We start from the raw sequence: 25697 nt of genomic DNA, 5'->3' as shown, positions 1-25697 counted from the left end.
GCTCTTATGGCGAGCCTAGTCCTTTGCCTTGCGCCGTGGTGTGGAAGAAAACACAGAGGATTTCGCTTTTCGCTGGACGGGTGCACAAACCAATTCCCTGATCGCGCTTCGCAGGTTCGACTCCGGCGCAGCTTCGTGCAACAAGGATCCAGCCAGGAGCGCCGCGTCCGCCGCAGCGGGGTCGTACGGCAGAAACGCGGTGAGCCCGGAAGCCGGGCCGTATCGTTCCCAGGCATCCCTCAGCTGGCGCTCGGGACTTCTGCCAACGGAGGAGGCCCGCACCTTGTTCATGACGACGATGGGTGCGGCCTGTGGGACCGCTGTTTCCAGTTCGGCGAGCGCCCGCACCAGCCTGGGTACGCCCACCGGGTCCGCCGCCCCGACCGCGTAGACCGTGTCAGCCACCTCAAGGGGGCAAAGCGTCGCCGCATTCCGCCGCGGCGCCATCGTGTCGAAGCTGAGCTCTTCATCAGCCTCAAGGCAGAAGCCGGTATCGACCACCACAACATCCGCCATGTGCCTGGCCCGCTCAAGGACCAGGGCCAGCGCTGCAGCCCTGAGTTCGGTCCACCGGTCCGCGCGGGTTATCCCCGTCAGGACCTTGAACGTCCCTGACGCCGTGGCAACGGTTGAGGCCACTTTCCGGAGCGCATCAGCGTCCAGTGTCCCCTGGTCGGCGAGCCTGCACGCCTGGGCCAGGCCGGCCGACTCATCCAGCAATCCCAGGACTGCCGCTACGCTTGCGCCGTAGGTGTCGGCGTCGACAAGGAGGACCTCCCGGCCGTCAGCAGCCATCTCTCCCGCGATGTTGGCAGCCACCATGGTCCTTCCGGGCGACCCCGCCGGACCCCACACAGCGATGATCTTTCCGGTCCCGGCACTCTCCGGCCCAGGCTTGGGTTCGACCGGAGCAGCGGCGAGCGCGGCTCCGGTGTCAGCTTCCGCGCTCAGCGCCGCGGGACGATCCAAACCGGTCAGGCGGGCAACTGCGTCCGCAATCCTGTCCGAAAGCTCCTCGGAATGAACCCCTGTCAGCGCCGAGGCCACCCCGATCTTGCGGAGCCTGTCCGCCTCATCGGCGTTGTCCGTCAGGGCAATGATTGCCACCCCCACGGCGCCAAGGCGGTCAACCAGGGACGCAGTCAGCCCTTCCGAACCTTCGGCCACGACGGCAGCCCTGGCCAGGCCACTCTGGCAGGCTGCCAGCAATTCCGGAAGTTCAGCGCATCGCCGAACCACCGTGACGGGGCCGTGCAGCCGTTCCAGGCCACCCACCACATCCTCCCGGCTTTGGCCCACAGTGACAACCGGTATGCTCATCGGGCGCCGCCGGGGTTCCAGACGACGGAGATCTTTGCTTCATTGGCCTGGGCGCCCAGCAACGCTGGCATCTGCTTGTCCTCCACCAAGACCATCAAAACCGTCGTCTTAGACGATCCAAGGGCCGTGGACCCCGTTGCCACCTCCGTGATCTCCGCGCCGGGCAGGAGGAGCTTCGGCTCACTGAAGCCGTTCTTGGCATCCGGCTGCGCCACCCAAACATCCACGCGGGCGCCGGCCACCGCTTGTGCGGGCAACGTCTGATCAATGGTGAGCGCCACAGGCTTCCGGTCGAGCCGGTCCATTTCGCCGAGGCTGGCCCGCGGAACGAGCTGGTCTTTCCCGATCCGCTGCATTGCAACCACGTCCTGCGGCAGCCCGTCCTCCACGGTGATGTAATGCTGCTCGGTATCTCCCAGCCTGACCTTGGCGCGCACCACGTTCTCAGGCGTGAGGCGTTCGCCAACCGCAATGCCGTCCCTGGCGGCATAGACCTCGGTTGTCCGGTCCGCGCTGCCTACGAGAAAGACGACCCCGACGATGGATACCAGGACCAGGAGGACACCAACCAACAGCCGGGGGTCTTTCCACGACGGACGCTTGAGCCGTGCAGCACGGACGCTTGAATCAGGAACCATACCGTCCTCCCCCTTGGTATCCCGGACCCTCCCCACGGGGGCCGGACTCCTCATTGTTACCGCAAGGCCCATGGAACAAAAGTCATTTGGCTAAAAACCGCCAATATGTGGATAACGGGCACAAACAGCGCCAATTGATGGCAAAATGGGTCCATGCCAAGGTTTCTCACGCTCGCAGACGTCGCTGAGCAGCTCCAGATCAATTCTCCCGCCGCGTATGCCTTGGTGCGCAGCGGCGAGCTGAAGGCCATCCAGGTGGGTGGCCGGGGCCAGTGGCGGGTTGAAGAAAAGATGCTGGAGCAGTACATCCAGGAGCGCTATGCCGAGGCCAGCCGCATGATCCAGGAGTCCCGCGCCAAGTCGATGTGACGGGTTTTGCGCTCGTTCCAGGCCGCAAAAGTCACCGGACCGACTCCGCCGCCGCTACAGTCCACCCATCTTGCGTGACCTGATCATGGCAAGCCCGGCAAAGGGTATGGAAGAGACCTGGCTGACGCCCTGGCTCCTCCGGACCTCGCCGGGCGTGACCACGGCAAGGTCGATGTAATCCCTGCCCACACGGTCAATCACTCCTGCCAGGCGGACGGATCCTGCAGCACCGCCAATGGTCACCGACAGCTCCGCCCTGTCGCGCGCAAGGCCACGCAGGGAATGGGCGAGCCCAATCGCTCGGCGAACCACGGAATCTTCTGCTTGCGCATGCCGTCCGAGCCCGACGTAGCGCGCCACGGCCGCATAGGGAACAAGCACCTGGCACTGTTCATCGTCCAGGACCAGCGCATCGGCCCCGGCATGCGTGAGCTCACCGTGCACGGATTCCCCGCAGAGAAGATGGACGCCAATCCGGTAGCCCACCGATGCCCGCAGCCTGTCCTCCAGGGGCAGGCCTACCAACTCAGCGCGGGTTCGCTCATTGATTTCGGCTTCCAATGACAGCCGCTCAACTTCGGCAAGTTGGCTTTCGATGTCATTGAAGAGTGCATCCCAGCGCATTCCGCCAGCGTAAGTTGCGCTTCCCCCGCCGGTCAACGCAGCCAGGATTTTCTCTCCAACGTATGGACAAAATGTTCCTGATCAGTCCAAACTTGGTCATACAACATCAAAAGACACCAAATGGCATCCAAAGGATCGGTAATGGATTGCAGGGAAGAAGTGCATCGGTCGGACATCGTGTCGGCGGTTGCCTTGCTCGTGCTCGGCATCGGACTTTGGTTCCTGGGCTGCGGACTTGTCGGCCAATGGCAGGCCTCCGCCGCTCGCAACCAGGAAACATCCGTGGAAGTCCTGTTGGCGGCCGCCGCATCAGCGGCCGGTGCCGGCATTCTGCTGTGGTGGACGTTTGCGGTCGTGTGCGCGGGTTCAGCATTCCTGCTGGAGCGCCTTGGCCGACGCCGGTCCGCGGCAGCCATGCGCCGGTTCTCACCTGCGTTCATGCAGCGGGCGGTGGTTGCCGCCCTTTCGATCCAGCTGCTCGCAGGAACGGCCGCACAAGCCGCCGGAACCGATCCGGGGCCTGCATGGGCCCCCACACCCGGCCATTCGTCATCGGCCCGGCTCAGCCCACAACCCACGGGCAGCATTCCAGAGACTGAAGGAGGAGCCGTGAAGGAACAGTCCGCAGTGGAACCGGCAGGGAGCATCCCCGCAACGACGGGACTACGCGGGCCCCAACTGCCCGTTGCGGTGCCGGCGCCCGGATGGCGTCCTGCTCCCCAGGTGGTGGACCCGGGCCTGCTCGCCACACCGGGGAGCAGGGCCGCAGGTGGAGCTTCGCCCGGGACCGAGGCTGCGACCGTGACCGTACTGGCCGGGGACACTTTGTGGGCCATCGTGGCAAACGAGATGGGCCCCGGAGCCTCGGATGTGGACATAGCCCTCGAATGGCCGCGCTGGTACTCAGCGAACCGCGGGCAAATCGGCGGGAACCCGGATGTCCTGCTGCCAGGCCAAATCCTCCAGGCGCCACAGGCGTCGTAACTGCACTCCTTGCTACCGGGCAGTGGAACCAGCCAACAAACTTAAGGGGAATCCAATGATCGCTGTGACACCAATTCGAGCCAAGCAGGACCGGGCAGCGAAGCCCGAGAACAATACCGGGGTCGCGGGTATGGCCGCCAACGGGACCCCGTCCGCAGGGCGTTCCCGGGGAGCACTTCCGGCACCGCTGCGGCCGGTCGACGAGGCCGCGGAAGTCCGGGCCATCACCCGCGGGACGGTCCAGGCGTCCATGGAGGTCCTGGCCGGAATCCGGCCCGTGCACCAGCTTGCGCGTCGGCTGGATCCACGGTGCCTGTCGGCCCTTCAACACCGGGCAGCGTTGATCAGGCGTGAACTGACCCGGACTGGCAATCCGGCGCTGGCCCGGCTTCACCGGAATTCGGTGGTCCGCTCGGTACGCGTCTGTGAGGTTGCCGCTGGAATCTATGAGGCCAGTGCCGTCGTTGTGGATGATGTGCGCGCCCGCGCCGTTGCTGTCCGGCTCGAACGCAGCAAACAGGTGTGGCGGGTGGTCGAACTTGTCATTGGGTGAAGGAGCACCCGCCAGAAGCCGACACGGCAGGGAACAAGTGGTTCCCTGCCCTGTCGGCGGATGCCGGCGCCCCTGGTAAGCCCGGCGGGCTAGCGCTTCTTCTTCTTTGCGGGGCGCTTTGCTGCGTCCTGGGCTGCTGCCTTGGCCGGGTTGCCGGAACGTCCGCCTGAGCGGGTTTCCACGCGGGTCTCGGTTCCGCCGCCTTCGCTGGGTGCCGTGTACTGGAGCTGGGCAGGCTTCTCGGGTGCTTCGAGGCCGGCAGCCCGCAGTTGCGGGTCCACGTGCTCGGTGTGGCCGCCGGAAGCATCCTCCACCACGACGTCCTGGGCGGGAGTGACTTCCACCTCGAGGTTGAAGAGGAAGCCGACGCTTTCCTCCCGGATGGCTTCCATCATGGTCTGGAACATGGCGAAGCCTTCACGCTGGTATTCCACGAGTGGATCGCGCTGGGCCATGGCTCGCAGGCCGATGCCCTCCTTGAGGTAGTCCATCTCGTAGAGGTGTTCCTGCCACTTGCGTCCGATGACCGACAGGACCACACGGCGCTCAAGTTCGCGCATGCTTTCGGAGCCAATCGCCTCCTCCCGCGCCTGGTACACAAGGCGGGCGTCAGAGAGGATTTCCTCCTTCAGCAGCTCGACGGTAACCCGTGGCTTGCCGCCGGCTTCTTCGATGATGTCTTCCGCCGTGACACTGACGGGGTAGAGCGTCTTGAGGTTGGTCCACAGCTGGTGGAAGTCCCAGTCGTCACCGTTGCCCTCGGCCGTGGCGGCGTCGATCAGGGCCACAATGGTGTCCTCGACGAAGAACTGCACCTTCTCGTGCAGGTCATCGCCCTCAAGGATTCGGCGGCGGTCGCTGTAGATGGCTTCACGCTGGCGGTTCAGGACGTCGTCGTACTTGAGGACGTTCTTGCGCTGTTCGGCGTTCCGGCCTTCCACCTGGCCCTGGGCCGAGGCGATGGCACGCGACACAAGCTTGGATTCCAGCGCGACGTCGTCCGGAACGGAGCTGTTCATCAGTCGTTCGGCGGCCCCCGAGTTGAAAAGCCGCATCAGGTCGTCCGTCAGGGACAGGTAGAAGCGGGATTCTCCGGGGTCACCCTGGCGGCCGGACCGGCCGCGAAGCTGGTTGTCGATGCGCCGGGATTCGTGGCGCTCGGTGCCCAGCACGTACAGGCCACCAAGATCCAGGACTTCCTCGTGTTCGTCCTTCACGGACTGCTTGGCTGCCTCAAGAGCAGCCGGCCATGCGGCTTCGTACTCTTCGGAGTTCTCCTCCGGGTCCAGGCCGCGCTTGGCGAGCTCGGCCACTGCCGTGAATTCGGCATTGCCGCCCAGCATGATGTCAGTACCGCGGCCGGCCATGTTGGTGGCCACGGTGACGGCGCCCTTGCGGCCAGCCTGGGCAACGATGGCCGCTTCACGGGCGTGGTTCTTGGCGTTCAGGACCTCGTGGCGGATCCCTTCCTTGGCGAGCAGTTTGGAGAGGTATTCGCTCTTCTCCACGCTGGTGGTGCCCACAAGGACGGGCTGGCCTTTTTCGTGCCGCTCGGCGATGTCCTTCACGACGGCGTCGAACTTGACGACCTCGTTCTTGAACACGAGGTCCGGCTGGTCGATCCGCTGCATGTCCCGGTTGGTGGGAATCGCCACGACACCGAGCTTGTAGGTGCTCATGAATTCGGCCGCTTCTGTTTCGGCGGTGCCGGTCATGCCGGACAGCTTGCCGTACATGCGGAAGTAATTCTGGAGCGTCACGGTAGCCAGGGTCTGGTTTTCCGCCTTGATCTCGACGCCTTCCTTGGCCTCGATTGCCTGGTGCATGCCTTCGTTGTAGCGCCGGCCAGCCAGGATGCGTCCGGTGTGCTCGTCGACGATCAGCACTTCGCCGTCCAGGATGACGTAGTCCTTGTCCCGCTTGAAGAGTTCCTTGGCCTTGATGGCGTTGTTCAGGAACCCGATCAGCGGGGTGTTGGCGGACTCGTACAGGTTCGAGATGCCGAGGTAGTCCTCGACTTTTTCGATGCCGCTCTCCAGGACGCCCACGGTGCGCTTCTTTTCGTCGACCTCGTAGTCCTTTTCGGGCTGCAGCCGGAGCACTACCTTGGCGAATTCGCTGTACCAGCGGTTGGTGTCACCCTGAGCCGGGCCGGAGATGATCAGTGGCGTTCTGGCTTCGTCGATAAGGATGGAGTCCACTTCGTCGACGATGGCGAAGTTGTGGCCGCGCTGGACCAGTTCGCTCCTGTCCCACGCCATGTTGTCGCGCAGGTAGTCGAAGCCGAATTCGTTGTTGGTGCCGTAGGTGATGTCCGCGGCGTACTGCTGGCGGCGCACGGCGGGATCCTGGTTGGCCAGGATGACGCCACTGGTGAGACCGAGGAAGCGGTAGACGCGGCCCATGAGTTCGGACTGGTATTCGGCGAGGTAGTCATTCACGGTGACCACGTGGACACCCTTGCCGGAGAGCGCGTTCAGGTAGGCGGGAGCGGTCGCCACCAGGGTCTTGCCTTCACCGGTCTTCATTTCCGCGATGTTGCCCAGGTGCAGGGCAGCGCCGCCCATGAGCTGGACGTCGAAGTGGCGCATTCCGAGTGTCCGCGAGGAGGCCTCGCGTACGGCGGCGAAGGCCTCCGGAAGCAGGTCGTCGAGCTTCTCGCCATCCTGGTGCCGCTCGCGGAGGCGGTCGGTCTCCTCCCGCAGTTCCGCATCGGTGAACGTCTTGAACGAGTCTTCGAGGGCGTTGATCGAGTCGGCATAGTTCCGCAACTGCCGGAGTGTCTTTTTGTCACCCGTGCGGAGGATTTTTTCGATAAGTGATGCCACGTGAAGATGCTCCCAGTCTCATGCCGCCGAATTCTGGCGTGTTCAGTCTACGGGAGAGACACCCCGCCGTTACTCCCTTTTCCCTGAGAGCGGATAGTCCTGCAGCCGCCCAAGCTCCTGTGCCAGCCTTGCGGCGAGATCCCCCGCCGGGCCCGCTTCCACGTCAGGCAGGCCAAGCCATTGACCCATGAGCTGCAGCTCCGCGGCCAGTTCGACGGCGGTGTCCGCCGGGGCGTCCGGCTCGGCGAAGGCGGACCTCACCAGCAGCCGGCCCCCGGCGCGGTCCGCTTTCACGTCCACCCGGGCCACAATTCTGTCCCGCAGCAGGAAGGGCAGCACGTAGTACCCGAAACGCCGTTTGGGCTCCGGGGTGTAGATCTCGATCCGGTAATGGAAGCCGAACAGTTCCAACAGGCGCCGACGCTCGAAGACCAGGGAGTCGAACGGGCTCAGGAGGGCCCGGCCGGTGGCCCGCCGAGGCAAGGCGGCTTCCACGTGCCGGAAGACTTCGCGGTTCCAGCCGATCACATTGACGCGTTCCAGCCTGCCTTCCGACACCAGGTTTTCGACTGCCAGTGCGGTTGCCTTCACAGGGGTCCGGAAGTAGTCGGCGAAGCAACGGACGCTTCCGATCCCGTGGGCCATGGCCGCCGCCTCTGTGAGCCGCTGAAGCGCGGCTGCCGGATCGGATTCTGTGGCTTCGCCAGAAGAAGATGGCAGGACCTTGGCCGTGAGGGTGTACTTGCGCTCGAACTGCCCGGTCCTGGCGGCGGCTGACACTGCCCCTTCCTCGAAGAGGTGTTCCAGCACCCGTTTGACAGCGTTCCAGTTCCACCCCCAATTATCCGTCTGCCGTTCCTCGACGTGGCCGATCCTGGCTGTAAGTTCCGAGGCCGTCATCGGCCGGGACGTGGCGAGGACGGACAGGATCCTGCCGGCTATGTCGGTACGGAGTTCCGGGTCCATGCGTGAGGCACCCACCCATGACCGCTTCTGCCACAGCAGGAGGTCCCGGTAGTGCTCGGGCCGGATGTAGCTGGCCTCGTGCGCCCAATACTCCACCATGCGGCGTGGCCGCTGACCGGACATGCGGTGCAGGATGTCGCGGTCGTAATTGCCAAGTCGCGAAAAGAAGGGCAGGTAGTGGCTGCGGACCAGGACATTGACGGAATCGATTTGGACGAGCTGGAGACGGGCAAAGGTACGGCCCACCGCCCGTGCTGTCACGGGGCCGGCGGGCCGTCCTTTATGGAGTCCCTGTGCTGCCAACGCGATGCGCCGTGCCTGGTCAAGGCTCAGCGATGCTGACATTCAGTCCTCTCACGTGGTGGTGTACTCCACTTTAGGCGTTGGCGGGTGCGTCGTCGGAGCGGTACGCGAGGATCTTTTCCTCCACGATGGTGTCGCCGGGCTCGCACTCGTGGTCCAGGGTGATGACACCATAGGTCCAGCCACGACGGCGGTACACGACGGAGGGCGTGTTGGTGGCTTTGTCCACGAAGAGGTAGAAGTCGTGTCCCACCAGTTCCATGTTGTCCACGGCGTCATCGAGGGAGAGCGAAGCCGCGGGGAAGACCTTGCGCCGGATCAGCACCGGTGAGTTCCCGGCCGGGATGTCGTTGTCGACATCATAGGGGGACTTGTTGTCGGCGGCCTGCACGGTTTCATCCCGGTGGTTTGCCTCAAGGTACAGCGGCTCGTGCGCGCTGGCGGGTTCAAGCGATGCGGTCGCCTCGCGAACGGCCTTGGGGGTGTGGCGCCCGTGGTGGACCTTCTTGCGGTCCTTGGCCCGGCGGAGCCGTTCAAGCAGTTTGTTGTAGGCGAGGTCAAAAGCAGCAAATTTGTCTGCGGCGCTCGCTTCGGCACGGATTACGGGTCCGCGGCCCAGGACTGTCACCTCTACTGTCAGCTGGTCGCCGGTTTGCCGGGCATTGGTCTCCTTGGAGACTTTCGCGTCGACACGCTGGACCTTGTCACCCAGCGATTCGATTTTTGCGATCTTTTCCCCGGCATATTCGCGGAACCGGTCTGAAACGGTCAGATTTCGTCCGCTGATCATAAACTCCATGGTGCCCTCCAAATGACTTCGGTGACACGACGGCGGCACTTCCCTGGGCCCAGCTGTCTGACAGTCGAGCCCCTCTCCGAGCCGCCATCGAAAGGTACATTCTGTTCTTGGTACCCACCTTCGACGTTAGTTCATAGCCACCTGTTATTCATCCTTTCCCGGTTTATTTTTTTCTAAGTCATGGTCGCTTCGGTGGCTCCGTGCGGGGGCCGGGCGCGGGTTCCGCAGCGTCGGGCGGGCGTGTCGCGGCAAGCACGACGGCGCCCCTCACCTTGGCCCCGGCCTGGTGCAACGCACGGGCCGCTTCACCGATCGTGGCGCCCGTCGTCAGGACGTCGTCGACGATGATGCACGGCTTCCCCGCAACCGGTGGACGGGCCCGGACGCCGACCCGCATGGACCCCCTGACCCGCTGGGAGCGGGCGCCCCTGCCCAGCCCCTTCTGGCCGCCGGCCAGTCCTGTCCACCCGAGCCTGCGGGCTCCCGACGGCGGGACCTTTCGCAAGGCATTCACGACGGCAACGCCCGGCAGGTGCCAGGCCGCCTTCTTGAGGAGCAGGTGGACCGGACTGAAGCCCCGGTTGACGTAGGCCGCCGTGCTGGTGGGGACCGGGACCAGCACGAACCCGTCAGCGTCCGCTGTTGCCGCCCGGACGGCCCCGGCCAAAGCCCGCGCCAGGCTTTCACCAAGCCGGTGCTGGCCGTGCCGTTTGAACGAGAGCAGGCCTTGTGCCAGCTCGTCCCGGTAAACGCCGGCCGCCACGACGGGGAGCAGGATGGTTCCGGACACATCCATCAGCGCGGGGGCGCCGCCTTCAGCCCGGAACGGCTCCCGGGTCAGGTACCGGATGCGGCTGCTGCAGGCTGGGCAGAGGTCACTGTCCTCCGCGCCACAGCACACACAGTCCACCGGGATGGCCAGGGAAAGGAGTTCGCCTCCGGCCCCGGCCGCCCAGTCGAAAAGCCGGAGAAGGGCGCTCGCTTGATCCGAGCGGTGCTTTGCAGCCCATCGCGGCGGCGGATGAAGGTCCGGGTCACACGCAGGTTCCCTGCCATGGGACCATGATGTTCCGGCGGGTCGTCTGGTGCCGTTCACCTTTCCACCATCGCCGGTTGGTACCTGAGGGGTAAGGCGCGGGCCCACCTATGTGGATATCCGGTGGGCCGCGGTCCGCCCGTCCTAGCCGGGGAACGAGGGATCGACCGGGCCCTTGATTTGCGGTGACCAGCCATTGCCCAGGCGCTGGAAAATCCCTTCGCCGGACTGCACGTAAATATCATCGGCACCGTTGCCGGCGCTGATGGACACCACCCCGGGCCAGGGGGCAAGCTGCTGCGGCTGGCCGGAGGTCAGGGACAGCAGCTCCGGCGTGACATTTGAGCCCGCTGCCGCTTTCATCACGGCGACCGTTGTGCTGTTGACCCAGACCCCCTGGTCGGGATCGGTGGCGGTGACCAGCGTGATGGGCGCCGTCAGTTCGCGCGGGGTGCCGTCGCTGCCGCGGATCACGCCCGTCACCTGCACTTTGGATTTGCCGTTCTGTTCGGAGATCACCAGGGCGCGCACACCGTCACGCGAGATCCGGAATTCCTTCACCGTACGGCCGGCAAGCCACGACGGCGCCAGCGTCACGGAGGGGACGGGTGCACCTTCCGCCACTCCACCGGGGCGGAACGCCACCACCTCGGTTGCCCCGGTGGCGCCGGGGCCCGCGGTCCACACCCAGTCGTAGATGCTGAAGGACGGACGGCTGAGGGTGCTCCGTGTGGTCAGGGCGCGGGCCGGCTGGCCCGGGCTGATGCTGTAGAGCGTGGTGCGTCCTTCGTTCAGGAACGCGGCGGCCTGGGACACCGGTGATTCTGCGGGGAACCGCGGGTTGAGGGCCGAGACCGGCTGCATGTCGGGCAACGGGGAAACCCGGTTGTTTTCATACCGCACCAGTTCACCGCCGCTGATGGCAATCTGGCGGGACGGCACCGTCTTGTCCAGCACCGGTGGAAGAACCGAACCGTTATCCTCTACGCGCACCAGGTCCTGGTTGGCACGAAGCTCCACATTGACCACATCAGGCTGGGTCCGGAACGTCAGGGTCAGCTGCATTTGCATGCGGAGCCGGTCTTCGGCTGACGTTTCCGTCAGCTCCTTTGCCGTCAAATCAACCTGGGCTGCTCCGGAGACCACCGGCACCGATTCACGGGCCAGTTTGATCCCGGAGGGAAAGGCACTGACGACGGCGCCGCGAAGGTAGGGTGCGGGCCCGGCCAGCAGGGCACTGGTCATGGCTTTGACCGTCTTGTTCTTGAGGAACCAGCGGACGTCCGGGACCGCATAGGTGAACGTGGGGTCGTAGAAGTAGATCGGGTAGGCGCCGTAAATCACCTTGAAGGTTTCCTCCGCAATGGCGGTCCCGTCCGGTATCGCGGAAATCCGCCATTCGCCGTCCACCTGTGTCACGGTGACGGGAATCCGTTCCACCGTTCCCGGCGGGGACTGGGTGGCAATGCCGTCGGTATCCACCGTGTAGGCGACATCGAGCTCATAGTTGTAGACGTTTTCCGTGCCGGTCGGTACCACCCGCGCTTCCCTGTACACCAGGGCCCGCTTGTCGGGCTTCCAGGACACCGCCGATGCCTGGGTGAGGTACTGGCGGGCCACGGCGTAATCGTCCTCGTAGCCGCTGCCTGCCCGGTAGAAGTAGTCGATGATCGTCTCCGGCGAGGCGCCCGGTTGCGGCGCCGCCGGAAGGAACACCGGGGCACTGACATTGCCGGCGCTGCTTTCGCTGCTCTTCCCCACCGGCCCCGACGTCGGGATCCGGGCACACCCGGACAGCAGGACGATCAGCAGCGCCAGGAGTGCCGCAGGGTACTGCACGTGCCGTCCGCGCCGGGTCATGGTGTCTCCTCGGGGCCCCGGGACGGAGCGGGCCTGCCGGCATCTGTCTGCAGCACCAGCATGTTCTTGTTGTCCTGTTCTGCGGGGATGCTCCCGGGCGCTCCCGGGATGGTGACGTCCCTGGGTTCGAGCTGCACGGGTGACTCGGTGATCCCGCCATCCTGGCGCAACGGCAGGGTCAGGCGGAAGTTCGCCCCGCTGCCCTTCCGGCCCCAGGCCTGCAGCCAGCCGTGGTGCAGCTTGGTGTCCTCCATGGCGATGGAAAGGCCCAGTCCGCTGCCTCCCGTCGTCCGGGCGCGGGCGGGATCCGCCCGCCAGAACCTGTCGAAGACGCGGGCAGCTTCCGCCGGGTCCATCCCGATGCCGTGATCCCGCACCGAAACGCCAACAGCCGTCTCGTTGGCCGCGACCGTCACCGTCACCGGCTTGCCTTCGCCGTGCTCCACGGCGTTCAGGATGAGGTTGCGCAGGATCCTGTCGATCCGGCGGGCATCCATTTCCACCACCATGGAGCCTTCCGGGGCCGCGAAGACTATGTCCGAGCCGTACTCGGCCGCCACCGGGGCCGCGCCTTCGATGACGTGGGCAATCACTTGGAGCAGGTCCTCGGGTTCGGCGTCCAGCACCGCGACGCCTGCATCGAAGCGGCTGATCTCGAGCAGGTCGGAAAGAAGGGACTGGAAACGTTCCACCTGGTTGTAGAGCAGTTCGGCCGAGCGCTTGTTGATGGGGTCGAAGTCGTCACGCGCGTCGTACAGGACTTCGGCCGCCATGCGCACGGTGGTCAGGGGTGTGCGCAGTTCGTGCGAGACGTCCGATACAAAGCGCTGCTGCATCTGTGAAAGGGTGGCGAGCTGGGTGATTTGTTCCTGCAGGCTGGCTGCCATGTGGTTGAAGGAGGCGCCCAGGCGGGCCACCTCGTCCTCGCCCCGGACCACCATGCGTTCCTGCAGTTGTCCGGCGGCCAGCTTCTCCGACACCATCGCGGCGTGGCTGACCGGGCTGACCACGTTGCGGGTGACGTACCAGGCAACTGCGCCGATCAGGAGCACCAGGACGGCGCCGCCTGCCCACAGGACGCTTTGGATCTCATTGAGCGTCTGCTGTGCCGTGTTCAGGTCGTAAATAAGGTAGAGCTCATACACGGTGCCGTTGAAGGTCACTTTGTTTCCGACGGCGATTCCCGGCCGGTCCTCGGTGCCCACCGGAATAACGGTGGACGCCCAGAACTGTTCCTTGCCCGATTCCTGCACCGCCTTGCGCAGGTCGGGCGGGATGACGCTGACAGTGAGCTGGTCAGAGGCGCGGGACTCCACCCAGCGGTTGCGGGGTTTGGTCTGGTTGGGCATCGCTTCGAAGACGTAGCGCCGCTGGATGACCGATCCCCTGCCCTCGACCGCGCTGAGGGTGTCCGAAACCAAGGTGATGACGCTGGACTGGTCGGTGACCTGGGCGCCGTCGAACGTGTCCTGTACCTGCTTGACGTTGTAGCGGGTCTCCGACTCCGCCTGGGTCAGCCGCTCCTGGAAGAGATTGTTGGCAATCTGGTTGGACAGGTAGGCCCCAACCACCGCAAAGGAGGTCATGGCCAGCATCAGCGTGGTCAGGACCGTCCGGAACTGCAAGGAGCGGCGCCAACGTTTTTGCAGGGCCCGGCCGAGGTACCGTAGGCCGGGAAGGAACCGCACCACACCCGTCCGCACCAACCGGACCACGCGCAACGCGACGATCAGGGCGCGCCGCTGCCAGATCCTGGCGCGGAACACCATGTGCGGCATGCCCGGAGGCGTGGACTCGGCAAGCCCCGGTCCGCGCTCTTCGTCGCTGCCGTTCAGCGCGGCGCCGGTTTCCGGCGCCTCCCCGGAGGCCGCGAGGCTCCGGTCAGGTCCCCCGTCCTGCGCGGCGGGGTCAGACCCCTGCTTTGTAGCCGACACCACGCACCGTCAATACAACTTCCGGGGCTTCCGGGTCCTGCTCGATCTTGGACCGCAGCCGCTGGACATGAACGTTGACCAGGCGGGTATCGGCGGCGTGCCGGTAACCCCAAACCTGTTCCAGGAGGAGTTCCCGGGTGAAGACCTGCCACGGCTTGCGGGCCAGTGCCACAAGGAGGTCGAATTCCAGCGGGGTCAAGGAGATCCGGTCGCTGCCCCTGCTGACCGTATGGCCGGCGACGTCGATGGTGATGTCCGCGATCCGGAGCGTCTCGGGCGCCTTTTGGTCCCCGGGGCGGAGCCGGGCGCGCACGCGTGCCACCAGTTCGGCAGGTTTGAAAGGTTTTGGCACGTAGTCGTCAGCGCCGGATTCGAGCCCCCGGACGACGTCGGAGGTATCGGACTTGGCGGTCAGCATGACGATGGGGACATCCGATTCGGCACGGACCTGGCGGCAGACTTCGATACCGTCCATGCCGGGAAGCATGAGGTCAAGCAGGACCAGGTCCGGCCGCGAAGACCGGAAAACGTCCAGCGCCTGGGCGCCGTCGGCGCAAAAGACGGGCTCAAAGCCGTCATTACGGAGGACAATTCCAATCATCTCGGCCAGCGCTTCGTCATCATCTACAACCAGAATGCGTGCCTTCATAGTTATATATTCCCTTATCGGGATGGCTTTGTCCTGTTCAGCGGCTTCCGGCATGGCGGGACACTAGGCGGTCCGACGCCGGAACTATAGTCTTGGGGTCATGCCCTGCGCTGCCGGCGGGCACCTTTCCACAGGGCAGCGCCGGGCATCAGGCGCAGTGGTATTGGGGGAGGGAAATCAGTGTCACCACAGGAGTCGGAATCCGGCGGGCCCCGGGAGGGGCGGCCGGGCGATGAAGCAGACGACGGCGGATCGGGCGCCGGGACCGGCAGCGGTCCGGTACCGCCGGGTTGGCAGCAGCGGTGGGAACCACCTGCGGGCCCGCAACAGCCGGCAGGGCCGGCCGGCCAACAGCCGCCCGGCTGGGAGCAGCAGCCGCCATGGCACCAACCGCCCCAGTGGCAGCAACCCCAAGGGCAACAGCCTGGTCCGCCGAACCCCAGCAGCCCATACCCTGGCCAACCACCGTACGCCGGCCAGCCGTATGGGGCGCCCGGATATGGTGGCCAGCCGTATAACGGGTCCCCCTACCCGGGCATGCCCTATGGCGCCCCGCCCTACGGTCAACCGCGCTACGTCGCTCCCCCCAAACCCGGCATCATCCCCTTGCGGCCGCTGATGTTCGGGGAGATCCTGGACGGTGCTTTCCAAGCGATGCGCCGCAATGCAAAGGCCATGGTGGGCGCGGGCCTGCTGACCCAGGCCTTGGCCGCGGTCGTCACGGCCGTCAGTGCATCGTCCGCTGTATCGCTCGGAGGGTGGGCGCGCACTGCCACCCGGGGCGATATGGCGTCCATGGCCATCGGGCTGATGGCAGGCGCCGCCGTCGTGACCGTCCTGTCCGTGTTCCTCTCCGCCGTCCTCCAGGGCGCCATGGTGGTGCCCGTGGCCCGGTCTGTCCTCAACCGCCCCACCGGCTTCCGTCGGATGATGTCGCTGGCGCGGCCCCGCATCGGCGCCCTGGTGGGATTGGCTGCGCTGCTGGTCGCGGCGGGAATTGCGGCCATGGTCCTGCTGGCCGTCATCCTTGCGCTCTTCTTCACCAACGTTCGGGGCGCCGCGTCCCTTTTCGCCTTCCCTCTGGTCCTGGGCGTCGTGGCCCTCTTCGCCTGGGTGGGCATCAAGCTCATGGTGGCGCCGGCCGCCGTCGTTATTGAAGAACTGGGTGCCTTCGCCGGGCTTCGGCGGTCGTGGAAGCTGACCCGGGCCAACTGGTGGCGGATCCTGGGTATCACGTTGGTGGTATCCATCCTGGTGGGCGTGATCAGCCAGGTGGTCCTGATCCCGGTGAGCTTCCTGCCCGCGGTCCTGGCCGGCGTCGTCTCGCCGCACGGCGGCAGCGGGCAAGACGCCACCCTGGCAGTAATCCTGGGCATCGTCACCGCCGTGGTCGGTGCCTTGGTCGGCGGGGTGGGGTTCGCCTTCCAGACCTCCGTCATGGCCCTGCTCTATATGGACTTGCGGATGCGCAAGGACGGCCTTGACATCACGTTGCTGCGCCAGGCGGAGACCGGGGCGGATCCGGACGGTATCCCGGGCCGGGAGCCCCGCCCGGGCACCAACACTCCGTACCCCGGGCAGGGTGCGGCGCCGGGAGCCTGGCCCTATGGCCGCTGAGCCTCCGGTACTTCCGGGCGCCGACGAGGCAAGGCGCTGGGCGGCTGAGGAACTGGCCAGACCGGAATACCGGGAGGCCGCCCCGTCCTGGCTTGACACCCTGTGGCGGAATTTCCTGGATTGGCTGCAATCCCTGGACGGCTCCCGGGGGGACGCGCCATCGGTCCCGGGAGTTGCCATCGCCATTGTCATTGCCGCGATCATCGCGGCCGCCATCATCCTGGCGCGGCCCCGCCTGAACGCCCGCACCCGTCAGCCCAAGGACGTCTTTGAGCTCGAAAACTCCCTGGCGGCCGAGGACTACCGCGCCCGTGCGGAAGCCGCCGCCGCGGCAGGAAACTGGGGGGACGCCGTCGTCGACCGCTTCCGTGCCATGGTCCGCACCGCCGAACACCGGACGATACTAGACCCCCAGCCCGGCAGGACCGCAGACGAAGTGGCACAAGCGCTGTCGGTCCAGTTCGCTGCCGAAGCCGGGCCCTTGCGGTGGGCGGCGGCCACGTTTGACGGTATCCGCTACGGAAACAGGCCTTCAGGCAACGGGCAATACCGGGACATGGTGGGACTCGATACCAGGCTGGAGGCCATGAAGCCCGCCTCCGCCGGCTCTACAGGCACGGTGCCGGTGCCATGACCGGGCTTTCAACAGCGAACACCGGACACGGGAACACCCCAAGGTCAGGGGCTGCCGCCGGGCAGGCGCCGCAAAGCCGCGGGCCCTTCGCGTGGATCCGAAACCACCGTTGCCTGGCGGCCGCGGCTGCACTCGCCGTCGCGGCGCTGGCACTGGTCATCGGAACGCAATTGGCGCCCAAGGGCGACACCGTTCCCCTGTCCGTCCACAATGCCGGACCCAACGGCGCCAGGGCGCTCGCGCAGATCCTTGGCCGCCATGGCGTAAACGTCCACACCCCGAACCGCTTCGATGCAGCGCTGGCGGACCTCCGGTCCAGCTCCTCGCCCACGCTGCTGCTCTATGACCGGAACGGCATCCTTGGCAAGCCCCAGCTTGCGGCCCTGGCAGCGGCGTCGGACCACGTGGTGGTCATCTCCCCCAGGCTGGACACCCTCGACGCCCTTGACGTCGGCATCCACCAGGCCGGCGTCGTGCCTGACGCCGTTCCGGTCCTGGACCCGAGGTGCAGCCAGGCGGACGCCAACGCCGCAGGCCAGGTCACCGGCCAGGGAGGATTCGTGTACGACGGCGGCACCACGTGTTACCGGGCAGCGGGAACCGCCGGGATGCTCGCCATCAGTGGCGACCGGCGCACGTCAGTGCTGGGAAGCACGGCCGTCATGGGGAACGACAAGCTCGACGACCTGGGAAACGCAGCACTGGCAATCAGGCTGCTCGGAGCGTCGCCGGACCTCGTCTGGTACCTCCCCTCGCTGGAAGACGTCACGGTGACCGGCCACGGGAAGACCCTCGATGACCTGGCACCGGGTTGGGCACGGTTCCTGGGGCCTTGGCTGCTCCTGGTGGCGATGGCGGCAATCGTGTGGCGCGGCCGCCGGCACGGGCCACTGGTCTTCGAGCCCCTGCCCGTGGTGGTCAAGGCGGTTGAGACCGCGGAAGGACGCGCCAGGCTCTACCAGGACTCACGTGCCCTGGACCAGGCCCGGGACAACCTGCGGGCCGGCATGCTGGCGCGCATTTCCGGGAAGGTCCGCCTCGGCCCCGGCGCCGGGGCCGAGGACATCATTGACGCCGCGGCCCGGCTCCTGGGCAGGGATCCCGCTGCCGTGCGCGAGCTGGTGAATGAACGACCCGCAACTGAGGCCCGCCTGGTGGCCTGGTCGCAGGCCATGGACAAACTCGAGAAAGAGGTCATGACCCAATGAGCGAACACAGCAGCGGCCCGCAGGTCCTTAATTCCGTGGGCGGCGTTACTCCAGTTGACGACGACGCTGCGAGGCGGTCGCTCCTTGCTGTCCGCCACGAAGTGGCAAAAGCGGTGGTTGGCCAGGACGCAACTGTCACGGGCCTCCTGATCGCCCTGCTTGCGCAGGGGCATGTGCTGCTGGAAGGCGTCCCCGGCGTGGCCAAGACCCTGCTGGTCCGGGCGCTGTCCTCGGCCTTAAGCCTGGACACCAAGCGGGTGCAGTTCACCCCGGACCTGATGCCGGGCGACGTCACCGGCTCGCTGGTCTATGACGCCCATACCTCCGAATTCAGCTTCCGGGAGGGACCGGTGTTCACCAACCTCCTGCTCGCGGACGAGATCAACAGGACCCCGCCCAAGACGCAGGCCTCGCTCCTGGAAGCAATGGAGGAGCGGCAGGTGTCCGTGGACGGCCGGGCCCGGAGGCTGCCATCACCGTTCCTCGTGGCCGCCACGCAGAATCCCGTGGAGTACGAGGGGACCTACCCCCTTCCCGAGGCGCAGCTGGACCGGTTCCTGCTCAAGCTCAGCATGCCGCTGCCGCAGCGCCAGGACGAAATCGAGGTCATCCGGCGCCATGCCGCCGGGTTTGATCCCCGCGACCTGGCCGCTGCGGGAGTGCAGGCAGTGGCCGGCGCGGAGGACCTGGAACGGGCGCGTGAGGCAGTCACCCGGGTGGCTGTCGAACCGGAAATCATCGGCTATATCGTGGACCTGGTCCGGGCCACGCGGAGCGCCCCCTCCTTCCAACTCGGGGTCTCCCCGCGCGGTGCCACCGCCCTGCTCAACACCTCGCGGTCCTGGGCCTGGCTCTCCGGCCGCCCCTTCGTCACCCCGGACGACGTCAAGGCGCTGGCCCTCCCTTGCCTGCGCCACCGCGTGGCGCTGCAACCTGAAGCGCAGATGGACGGCGTACGGGTGGACGACGTCCTGGGCAGCATCCTGGCGTCCGTTCCCGTTCCCCGCTGATGGCCATCTCGGGTCGCTTCGTTGCATTGGTGCTGCTTGGCGTTGTCCCGGTGCTTCTCCTCCCTGGCTGGCTGACCGTCCTGGCCACCGTGTCAGTGTTGGCGGCCCTGGCGTGTGCGGAGCTGGTGTTCGCCGGGTCGCTGCGACAGATCAGCGTGGTGCGCCCGGCGCCGGAAAACGTGACGCTGAACGGCCAAACGGACGCGGTGTTCACGGTCCGCAACGACGGCAGCCGGGCGTTGCGGGGCACGGCCCGGGACGGTTGGCAACCTTCAGCCGGCGCCCGGAACCCGGTGCAGGACGTCGACGTTCCGGCGGGCGAAAGCCGCCGCTATACCGTCCGGCTTCAACCGGTCCGGCGAGGGGACCTGACAACGCAGCATGTGACCATCCGTTCTTTCGGCCCGCTTCGCCTTGCCGCCCGCCAGCGCACCATCGGGTGTCCGGGTTCGCTTCGGGTCCTGCCGCCCTTCCACTCCCGGCGGCACTTGCCCTCGAAGTTGAGGAAGCTGCGCGAACTCGACGGCAAGGCTGCCGTACAGATCCGTGGTGCCGGCACAGAATTCGATTCCCTGCGGGATTACGTCAGGGGCGACGACGTGCGCTCGATCGACTGGCGCGCCACCGCCCGCCGCTCCGCAGTGGTGGTCCGCACCTGGCGCCCGGAGCGGGACCGGCGTGTGGTGATGGTCCTTGATACCTCCCGGACCTCCGCCGCAAGGATCGGCGACGAGACCCGCCTGGACACCGGCATGGAGGCTGCGCTCCTGTTGGGCGTATTGGCGGAGCGCGGCGGGGACCGGGTGGACTTCGTCGCTTTTGACCGGCGGACCAGGGCACGTGCCGCGTCCGCCGGGCAGGGAAACATCCTCGGGAGGCTGGTGCAGGCCATGGCCCCGTTGGCACCGGAGCTGATCGAGATGGACTGGCCGGCGGTCCCGGCGCAGGTCAGGGCCCTCTCCGCGCATCGTTCCCTGGTGGTCCTGCTGACATCGCTGGACGGGGGCGCCCCGGAAGAGGGCTTGCTCCCGGCCGCCGAACGGTTGGCCAGCCAGCACGTCGTGGTGGTGGCCGCCGTCCGCGACCCGCAACTGGGCACGATGCTCCGCGATCGCAGCGATGCCACCGGAGTGTTCCGGGCGGCAGCCGCGGAACGCGCCCTGCTGCAACGGGCAGCCCTGACCGCCGAGTTACGGCGCCATGGTGTGGAAGTGGTGGATGCCGAACCCCTTGAGTTGCCGCCCCGGCTCGCGGACATGTACATCCGGCTCAAGGCTGCCGGTAGATTGTAAAACCGGCGGCAGCTGTCCGCCACCGGCAACAGGAGGTCACCATGAGCGTTCCGATCTACCAGCAGGCCTTGGGCGCAGAGTTTTCACGTTTGCAGCCTGAGCTGCAGGAATACTTCTCCCTGGCCCCGGGATCAGGGCAGTACGGCGTGGGTGAGGGAACGTTCGACGTCGTGGGCTGCCGCCAGCGGTGGCTGCGCCCTCTGCTGCGGCTCACCAGCGGCGAAGAGGCTTTCTTCCCCGAGTACGGTGAGAACGTCCCGTTCCGGATCGAGAACCATGCGCACCAGGATCCGTTTGGGCGATCAAGCCTCACCGCACGCCGGGAAATCCGGTTCCCCGGGCGCACCTGGCTCTTCCAGGACACCACCAGCGCCACCACGCGCGGCGGCGGCACGCAGCTGGTGGATTATGTCGGCCGTTACCGCCGCCTCGTGACGGACCTGAACCTGGGCGTCACTCCGGAAGGACGGCTGCGCGGCGTGTCCGAGGCTTCGAGGCTCTTCCTCGGGCCGCTCCGGATTCCCCTCCCCCAGGCTTTGGACGCGAAAGCCTACGCGGAACAGTGGTGGGACCCGGCCGAAGGCCCCCACGGGCGGCACCGTATCCAGGTGAAAGTGATCCAGCCCCAGATCGGTTTGGTCCTGGTGTACGCGGGGGCCTTCGACTACCGGCTGCGCCCCTACTCCGGCGGCAGCTCCGCGCAGAGTTTCCTCCCCCGTTACGCGCAGCCGGACCGCTGGGAAAACCGGGCCTGAGTCCTATCCCAGCACCCGCTGGTTGAGCCCGTCCGCCACTTGGGTGAGCCTGCCCAGGACCGCCGTGGCCTGTGCTGGGGTAAGTCCCGCCAGTCCCGCGGAGGGCGTCACCCGCACCGCGCTGAGCAGCTGGGCGGGAAGGCCCAGCTGCCGCCAAGGACGCCACAGCGATTCCACGCTCTCGGCCACCTGGGGGAGCGTTCCCCCGGAGACTTCCACTGCACCGGCCCAGAAATGCTTGCCTGCCTCGACAGCCCCGGCGAGTTGTTCCCATTGCCGGTTGGTCAGGGCCTTCAACGGCAACGCAACACCGTCGGCCCCCGCGGACAGGGCCAGCTCGATCGGCGCTTCGATGTCCGGCAGGGACACGACCACGTCGGCGGCTCCGGCTGCGCGGAGGGCATCCAGGACCAGTCGCCAGGCCTCCCGCGCCTCGGACGCGGCGATCGCCCGCAGTGTCCGGTAGCCGCTGGCCGTAGGTATGGTGCCTGCCAGCACTGCCGTGATGGCAGGCTCGTCCACCTGGACCACCAGGCGGGTCCCCGGTACTGCTGCGGCAACGCGGCCAAGGTAGCTGCCCACACCGGCGGCCAGGGAGGCTGCGAGGTCCCGGCGGGCGCCGTGGTCCAGCAAGGCGCGTTCGCCGTTGTGCAGGTACAAGCCGGCAGCGAGGGTGAGCGGGCCCACCAGTTGGACCTTTAGTTCCCGGGCCGAGACGTCCTCGGCCCCGGCGACGTCCGCGAGGACGTTCAGGTCGGTGGACAGGGCCGAAGCTGCGCGCCGCATGTCCTTGCCAGGACGGTCAACAAGCCGCCACCCGTGGGGCTGGACATCAACGGCCAGCTCCTCCAGGAACGATGCGGTGCGGCCCAGGGCGTCGGATCCAACGCCGCGCTCCGGCAGTTCGGCGAGGAAAGGCAGGTGCGGGCTGCCAAGTTCACCGCGGATGATCCGGGCGGCTTCGAGCGGATCGTCACCGGGCCACGGGCCCAGGCCTGTGGCCGTCACTTCCTGCGCAGTGAAAACGGCCGGCAGCGCGCCGGGTTCGGGTTGGTGCTGTTCCCGGCTCACGCCAGTGCTGAGCTGTGGGGGTTGGCTTCCGCTGACGCCTGATGGTCCTCGGCGATGGCCTCATGGTGGCGGATAACCTCGCCGATGATGAAGTTGAGGAATTTTTCCGCGAAGGCGGGATCGAGGTGGGCGTCCTCGGCGAGTCGCCGCAGCCGTGCGATCTGGGCGGCCTCGCGCCCGGGGTCGCCGGCGGGCAACCGGTGTGCGGCTTTCAGGAAGCCCACCTTTTGCGTGGCCTTGAAACGCTCGGCCAGCAGGTACACCAGCGTGGCGTCGATGTTGTCGATGCTGGAACGGATGGACAGCAGTTCAGCCATCACCGAATTATCCACGTGGCCTGCCAGGGAGCTGGCGGATGGATCAAAATCGTCTGGGCCGGGGTTGTGCTGCGTCATGGTTCCAGTCTATGGGAGCCGATGGAATCGACGCGGGTTATGAAGCGCCGGTGCCGGCTGACGGCCGGCACCGGCGCCCCTGGCTCCTGCTTGTCGGAGCCACAGCCAGGCTCAGATGCCCAGGAGTGCCCGGTGTTCCTCCCGGCGTTTGGCCTGTTCGGCCGGGTCCGGCACCGGCAGCGAGGCGATCAGGCGGCGTGTGTAGTCATGGCTCGGGTTGCCCATGACCTGGCTGCCGATCCCCTGCTCCACCAGTTTGCCCTTGTACAACACGCCCACCCAGGAGGACAGGATGTCCACCACGGCAAGGTCGTGGCTGATGAACAGGCAGCCGAAGCCAAACTCCTCCTGGATGTCCTTGAACAATTCCAGGACCTTCGCCTGGACCGAAACGTCCAGGGCCGACGTCGGCTCATCCGCAATCAGCAGCCGCGGATTCAGGCTCAGTGCCCGCGCCAGCGATGCCCGCTGCCGCTGGCCGCCGGAGAGCTCGTGCGGGTACCTGCCCGCGTACGACGCCGGCAGCTGCACCGATTCCAGCAGCTCGCCGACGCGCTTGCGCGCCTGCGCCTCGCTTGGCCGGGTGTGGATCAGCATGGGCTCCGCGATGCAATCACCGATGGTGAGTTGCGGGTTGAACGAGGCGGCCGGATCCTGGAAGACGAAGCCGATGTCCTTGCGGAAAGGTTTGAACGTGCGTTCGCGCAGGTTCAGCATTTCGTAGCCCAGGACTTTCAGGCTGCCTCCGGTGGTCCGGTTCAGCCCGGCGATGGCCCGTCCGATCGTCGTCTTGCCGGACCCCGATTCCCCCACGAGGCCGAACACCTCGCCCCTGGACAAGGTGAAGCTGACACCGTCCACGGCCTTGAAGGCAGGTGTCCCCAGCCGTCCCGGATATTCGATCACCAGGTTGTCGGCGGACACCAGCACTTCCCCGTCCTGGTGCGGACGTTCGGTGAGGCCGGCCGACGCCGAGTTGCGGCCCAGGTGCGGCACGGCAGCGAGGAGCTTGCGGGTGTAGTCCTGGCGGGGTTCGGCAAACAACGTCTTCGACGTGGCTTCCTCGACAATGTCGCCCCGGTACATCACCACTACCCGGTCGGCGAGGTCGGCCACCACTCCCATGTTGTGGGTGATCAGGACGATCGAGGTGCCGTACTTGTCCCTCAGGTCCCGGAGGAGTTCGAGGATTTCCGCCTGTACCGTGACATCCAGGGCCGTGGTGGGTTCGTCGGCGACGATGAGGCCAGGGTTCAGCGCCAGTGCTGCCGCGATCACCACACGCTGTTTTTGGCCGCCCGAGAATTGGTGCGGGTAGTAGTTGACGCGGTGTTCGGGGTCCGGGATACCCACCTTGCGCAGGGCTTCGATGGCCCGTTCCTTGGCTTCCTTCGCCGATACGCGCCCGCTGCCGCCTGCCCCGGCATGGGCCCGGATCCCCTCGGCGATCTGCCATCCCACCGTGAACACGGGGTTGAGGGCGGTGGAGGGCTCCTGGAACACCATGGCCACGTCACGTCCGCGGATCTGCCGGAGCCGCCCGGGGCTCAGGCTGATGACATTGGTGCCGTTGATCAGCACCGCGCCGGAACTCATCGCTGTTTCAGGCAGCAGCCCCAGGATGGTTTTGGCGGTGACAGTCTTGCCGGAGCCGGATTCGCCCACGATGGCCAGCACTTCGCCGGCCCTGACTTCAAGGTTCACGTCCTTGACGGCATGGACGTCGCCGCCGTCGGTGGCGAAGGTGACCTGCAGGTGGTCGATCTCCAGCACCGTTTTGCTGTCCTGTTCCGTGTGGTCCGAAATGGACCCAAGGTTTTCGCTCACGGGTTGCTCAATTCTGTTTCGGTGCCGGGTCCAGCTGATGCGGCGGGCGCGGCCGCAGCAGGTGCTTTGCGGCTGATCCGCTTCCGCCCGCGCAGGCGGGGATCGTTGAGGTCGTTGATGCTTTCGCCCACGAGGGTCAGCCCCAACACGGTCCAGACGATGGCCAGGCCGGGGAACAGCCCCGTCCACCAGATACCGGACGTGGTGTCGGCGAGCGCCTTGTTCAGGTCGAAGCCCCATTCCGCTGCTGAGCTGGGTTCGATGCCAAAGCCCAGGAAGCCCAACCCTGCGAGGGTCAGGATTGATTCGGAGGCGTTGAGGGTGAAGATCAGCGGCAGGGTGCGGGTGGCGTTGCGGTAGATGTGCCGGGTCATGATCCGGATGTTCGAGGCGCCCACCACCTTGGCCGATTCGACGAAGGGCTCTGCCTTGAGCCTGATCGTTTCGGCCCTGATCACCCTGAAGTACTGCGGGATGAATACGACCGTGATGGAGATGGCGGCAGCCAGGATTCCGCCCAGGAGGCTCGACTGGCCCCCGCTGATGACGATGGCCATGACGATCGCGACCAGCAGGGACGGAAAGGCGTAGATCGCATCGGCGACAACCACCAAAATACGGTCCAGCCAGCCGCCGATGTAGCCGCTCACCAGGCCGAGGATGACGCCGGCGAAGATGGAGAGGATGACGGCGACGATGATGACCAGCAGGGCGGTCTGGGTGCCCCAGATCACCCTCGACAGGACGTCATAACCGCCAACGGTGGTGCCCAGGAGGTGCTTGCCGCCGGGGGCTTGCTGGGTGGGGAAGTTGCCGTCGGCATCCGAGAGTTGCGCGAAGCCGTAGGGCGCCAGCAGCGGCGCTGCCAAGGCTGTGAGCAGGAAGATGCCGGTGAGGACGAGCCCCACCACGAGCATGAAGCGTTGCAGTCCGACGCTCTTGTTGAAGTGGGAAACAACCGGCAGCCGCCGGAAGAAGGATGCCCGCGGGTTGGCCACGGGTTCCAGGGTGGTTTCGGCAGTCAT

The 25697-nt window shown here is 66.4% G+C and carries 23 protein-coding genes; 9 read left to right on the top strand and 14 right to left on the bottom strand.

Annotated features, from left to right (window positions below; translation table 11 throughout):
- Positions 1 to 15: 15 nt before the first annotated feature.
- Positions 16 to 1320: a CpaE/TadZ family protein gene (locus tag QRM95_RS17970; protein ID WP_285248816.1), complete on the bottom strand. Its 1305-nt coding sequence runs from the start codon at positions 1318 to 1320 to the stop codon at positions 16 to 18.
- On the bottom strand, positions 1317 to 1958 hold the full coding sequence (locus QRM95_RS17965) for a hypothetical protein (protein WP_285248815.1): 642 nt from the start codon (positions 1956 to 1958) through the stop codon (positions 1317 to 1319). Before QRM95_RS17965 ends, QRM95_RS17970 begins: the two co-directional genes overlap by 4 nt.
- A 153-nt stretch (positions 1959 to 2111) precedes the next feature.
- On the opposite strand from QRM95_RS17965, the gene QRM95_RS17960 reads away from it, so the two are divergent.
- Positions 2112 to 2327 carry a helix-turn-helix domain-containing protein gene (locus QRM95_RS17960; protein ID WP_018760220.1) on the top strand — a complete coding sequence of 72 codons (216 nt, stop codon included), beginning with the start codon at positions 2112 to 2114 and terminating at the stop codon, positions 2325 to 2327.
- A gap of 54 nt (positions 2328 to 2381) precedes the next feature.
- On the opposite strand, the gene QRM95_RS17955 is transcribed toward QRM95_RS17960, so the two are convergent.
- Positions 2382 to 2951, bottom strand: a complete 570-nt coding sequence (locus QRM95_RS17955; protein WP_285248814.1) for a hypothetical protein — start codon at positions 2949 to 2951, stop codon at positions 2382 to 2384.
- Between the two features lie 141 nt (positions 2952 to 3092).
- Here QRM95_RS17955 and QRM95_RS17950 point away from each other — a divergent pair, with 141 nt between their 5' ends.
- Both QRM95_RS17950 and QRM95_RS17945 read left to right on the top strand, forming a co-directional pair.
- A complete protein-coding gene (locus QRM95_RS17950; RefSeq protein ID WP_285248813.1) occupies positions 3093 to 3935 on the top strand; it encodes a LysM peptidoglycan-binding domain-containing protein in 843 nt (280 codons plus the stop codon).
- 55 nt (positions 3936 to 3990) lie between these two features.
- Positions 3991 to 4488: an Rv3235 family protein gene (locus QRM95_RS17945; protein ID WP_285248812.1), complete on the top strand. Its 498-nt coding sequence runs from the start codon at positions 3991 to 3993 to the stop codon at positions 4486 to 4488.
- 89 nt (positions 4489 to 4577) lie between these two features.
- Here the strand turns inward: QRM95_RS17945 and secA are convergent, their stop codons facing one another.
- From secA to mtrA, 7 genes are all read right to left on the bottom strand, one after another.
- Positions 4578 to 7316, bottom strand: a complete 2739-nt coding sequence (gene secA, locus QRM95_RS17940) for a preprotein translocase subunit SecA (protein ID WP_285248811.1) — start codon at positions 7314 to 7316, stop codon at positions 4578 to 4580.
- A gap of 69 nt (positions 7317 to 7385) precedes the next feature.
- Entirely contained in the window at positions 7386 to 8627 is a 1242-nt protein-coding gene (locus QRM95_RS17935) for a winged helix-turn-helix domain-containing protein (protein ID WP_285248810.1), read from the bottom strand.
- A 31-nt stretch (positions 8628 to 8658) separates the two neighbouring features.
- Positions 8659 to 9384: a ribosome hibernation-promoting factor, HPF/YfiA family gene (gene hpf / locus QRM95_RS17930; protein ID WP_285248809.1), complete on the bottom strand. Its 726-nt coding sequence runs from the start codon at positions 9382 to 9384 to the stop codon at positions 8659 to 8661.
- Between the two features lie 178 nt (positions 9385 to 9562).
- Positions 9563 to 10180 carry a ComF family protein gene (locus QRM95_RS17925; RefSeq protein WP_285248808.1) on the bottom strand — a complete coding sequence of 206 codons (618 nt, stop codon included), beginning with the start codon at positions 10178 to 10180 and terminating at the stop codon, positions 9563 to 9565.
- A 384-nt stretch (positions 10181 to 10564) separates the two neighbouring features.
- Entirely contained in the window at positions 10565 to 12280 is a 1716-nt protein-coding gene (locus QRM95_RS17920; RefSeq protein WP_285248807.1) for an LpqB family beta-propeller domain-containing protein, read from the bottom strand.
- Entirely contained in the window at positions 12277 to 14049 is a 1773-nt protein-coding gene (gene mtrB / locus QRM95_RS17915; RefSeq protein WP_285248883.1) for an MtrAB system histidine kinase MtrB, read from the bottom strand. Before mtrB ends, QRM95_RS17920 begins: the two co-directional genes overlap by 4 nt.
- A gap of 139 nt (positions 14050 to 14188) precedes the next feature.
- Positions 14189 to 14863 carry an MtrAB system response regulator MtrA gene (mtrA, locus tag QRM95_RS17910; protein WP_018760230.1) on the bottom strand — a complete coding sequence of 225 codons (675 nt, stop codon included), beginning with the start codon at positions 14861 to 14863 and terminating at the stop codon, positions 14189 to 14191.
- A 537-nt stretch (positions 14864 to 15400) separates the two neighbouring features.
- Between mtrA and QRM95_RS17905 the strand changes: the two genes are divergently transcribed.
- The 6 genes from QRM95_RS17905 to QRM95_RS17880 are packed head-to-tail and all read left to right on the top strand — an operon-like array spanning position 15401 to position 21379.
- Entirely contained in the window at positions 15401 to 16480 is a 1080-nt protein-coding gene (locus QRM95_RS17905; protein WP_285248806.1) for a DUF7847 domain-containing protein, read from the top strand.
- On the top strand, positions 16470 to 17114 hold the full coding sequence (locus tag QRM95_RS17900) for a DUF4129 domain-containing protein (RefSeq protein WP_285248805.1): 645 nt from the start codon (positions 16470 to 16472) through the stop codon (positions 17112 to 17114). The genes QRM95_RS17905 and QRM95_RS17900 overlap by 11 nt, the downstream gene beginning before the upstream one ends.
- Positions 17111 to 18322, top strand: a complete 1212-nt coding sequence (locus QRM95_RS17895) for a DUF4350 domain-containing protein (protein WP_285248804.1) — start codon at positions 17111 to 17113, stop codon at positions 18320 to 18322. The genes QRM95_RS17900 and QRM95_RS17895 overlap by 4 nt, the downstream gene beginning before the upstream one ends.
- Positions 18319 to 19332: an AAA family ATPase gene (locus tag QRM95_RS17890; protein ID WP_285248803.1), complete on the top strand. Its 1014-nt coding sequence runs from the start codon at positions 18319 to 18321 to the stop codon at positions 19330 to 19332. The genes QRM95_RS17895 and QRM95_RS17890 overlap by 4 nt, the downstream gene beginning before the upstream one ends.
- Complete coding sequence (locus QRM95_RS17885; RefSeq protein WP_285248802.1) at positions 19332 to 20624, top strand: DUF58 domain-containing protein; 1293 nt, start codon at positions 19332 to 19334, stop codon at positions 20622 to 20624. Before QRM95_RS17890 ends, QRM95_RS17885 begins: the two co-directional genes overlap by 1 nt.
- Positions 20625 to 20665: 41 nt before the next feature.
- A complete protein-coding gene (locus tag QRM95_RS17880) occupies positions 20666 to 21379 on the top strand; it encodes a DUF4166 domain-containing protein (protein ID WP_285248801.1) in 714 nt (237 codons plus the stop codon).
- A 3-nt stretch (positions 21380 to 21382) separates the two neighbouring features.
- Here the strand turns inward: QRM95_RS17880 and QRM95_RS17875 are convergent, their stop codons facing one another.
- The 4 genes from QRM95_RS17875 to QRM95_RS17860 all read right to left on the bottom strand — a co-directional run bounded on the left by QRM95_RS17875 (position 21383) and on the right by QRM95_RS17860 (position 25697).
- On the bottom strand, positions 21383 to 22387 hold the full coding sequence (locus QRM95_RS17875) for a uroporphyrinogen decarboxylase/cobalamine-independent methonine synthase family protein (protein WP_285248800.1): 1005 nt from the start codon (positions 22385 to 22387) through the stop codon (positions 21383 to 21385).
- A gap of 59 nt (positions 22388 to 22446) precedes the next feature.
- Complete coding sequence (locus QRM95_RS17870; protein ID WP_018760238.1) at positions 22447 to 22845, bottom strand: chorismate mutase; 399 nt, start codon at positions 22843 to 22845, stop codon at positions 22447 to 22449.
- A 111-nt stretch (positions 22846 to 22956) separates the two neighbouring features.
- Complete coding sequence (locus QRM95_RS17865) at positions 22957 to 24672, bottom strand: ABC transporter ATP-binding protein (RefSeq protein ID WP_285248799.1); 1716 nt, start codon at positions 24670 to 24672, stop codon at positions 22957 to 22959.
- Positions 24669 to 25697, bottom strand: a complete 1029-nt coding sequence (locus QRM95_RS17860) for an ABC transporter permease (RefSeq protein WP_285248798.1) — start codon at positions 25695 to 25697, stop codon at positions 24669 to 24671. The genes QRM95_RS17865 and QRM95_RS17860 overlap by 4 nt, the downstream gene beginning before the upstream one ends.

Origin of the sequence: Pseudarthrobacter sp. efr-133-R2A-89, from assembly GCF_030209315.1 — a bacterium.
Taxonomy (GTDB): Bacteria; Actinomycetota; Actinomycetes; order Actinomycetales; family Micrococcaceae; genus Arthrobacter.
This window is presented reverse-complemented; position numbering and strand designations above follow the sequence as displayed.

Bases quoted from the DNA above. Each gene is read 5' to 3' on its own strand.
- QRM95_RS17970 (WP_285248816.1), bottom strand. From the start codon at position 1,320: ATGAGCATACCGGTTGTCACTGTGGGCCAAAGCCGGGAGGATGTGGTG.
- QRM95_RS17965 (WP_285248815.1), bottom strand. From the start codon at position 1,958: ATGGTTCCTGATTCAAGCGTCCGTGCTGCACGGCTCAAGCGTCCGTCG.
- QRM95_RS17960 (WP_018760220.1), top strand. From the start codon at position 2,112: ATGCCAAGGTTTCTCACGCTCGCAGACGTCGCTGAGCAGCTCCAGATC.
- QRM95_RS17955 (WP_285248814.1), bottom strand. From the start codon at position 2,951: ATGCGCTGGGATGCACTCTTCAATGACATCGAAAGCCAACTTGCCGAA.
- QRM95_RS17950 (WP_285248813.1), top strand. From the start codon at position 3,093: ATGGATTGCAGGGAAGAAGTGCATCGGTCGGACATCGTGTCGGCGGTT.
- QRM95_RS17945 (WP_285248812.1), top strand. From the start codon at position 3,991: ATGATCGCTGTGACACCAATTCGAGCCAAGCAGGACCGGGCAGCGAAG.
- QRM95_RS17935 (WP_285248810.1), bottom strand. From the start codon at position 8,627: ATGTCAGCATCGCTGAGCCTTGACCAGGCACGGCGCATCGCGTTGGCA.
- hpf (WP_285248809.1), bottom strand. From the start codon at position 9,384: ATGGAGTTTATGATCAGCGGACGAAATCTGACCGTTTCAGACCGGTTC.
- QRM95_RS17925 (WP_285248808.1), bottom strand. From the start codon at position 10,180: ATGGATGTGTCCGGAACCATCCTGCTCCCCGTCGTGGCGGCCGGCGTT.
- QRM95_RS17920 (WP_285248807.1), bottom strand. From the start codon at position 12,280: ATGACCCGGCGCGGACGGCACGTGCAGTACCCTGCGGCACTCCTGGCG.
- mtrB (WP_285248883.1), bottom strand. From the start codon at position 14,049: ATGGTGTTCCGCGCCAGGATCTGGCAGCGGCGCGCCCTGATCGTCGCG.
- mtrA (WP_018760230.1), bottom strand. From the start codon at position 14,863: ATGAAGGCACGCATTCTGGTTGTAGATGATGACGAAGCGCTGGCCGAG.
- QRM95_RS17905 (WP_285248806.1), top strand. From the start codon at position 15,401: ATGCCCTATGGCGCCCCGCCCTACGGTCAACCGCGCTACGTCGCTCCC.
- QRM95_RS17900 (WP_285248805.1), top strand. From the start codon at position 16,470: ATGGCCGCTGAGCCTCCGGTACTTCCGGGCGCCGACGAGGCAAGGCGC.
- QRM95_RS17895 (WP_285248804.1), top strand. From the start codon at position 17,111: ATGACCGGGCTTTCAACAGCGAACACCGGACACGGGAACACCCCAAGG.
- QRM95_RS17890 (WP_285248803.1), top strand. From the start codon at position 18,319: ATGAGCGAACACAGCAGCGGCCCGCAGGTCCTTAATTCCGTGGGCGGC.
- QRM95_RS17885 (WP_285248802.1), top strand. From the start codon at position 19,332: ATGGCCATCTCGGGTCGCTTCGTTGCATTGGTGCTGCTTGGCGTTGTC.
- QRM95_RS17880 (WP_285248801.1), top strand. From the start codon at position 20,666: ATGAGCGTTCCGATCTACCAGCAGGCCTTGGGCGCAGAGTTTTCACGT.
- QRM95_RS17870 (WP_018760238.1), bottom strand. From the start codon at position 22,845: ATGACGCAGCACAACCCCGGCCCAGACGATTTTGATCCATCCGCCAGC.
- QRM95_RS17860 (WP_285248798.1), bottom strand. From the start codon at position 25,697: ATGACTGCCGAAACCACCCTGGAACCCGTGGCCAACCCGCGGGCATCC.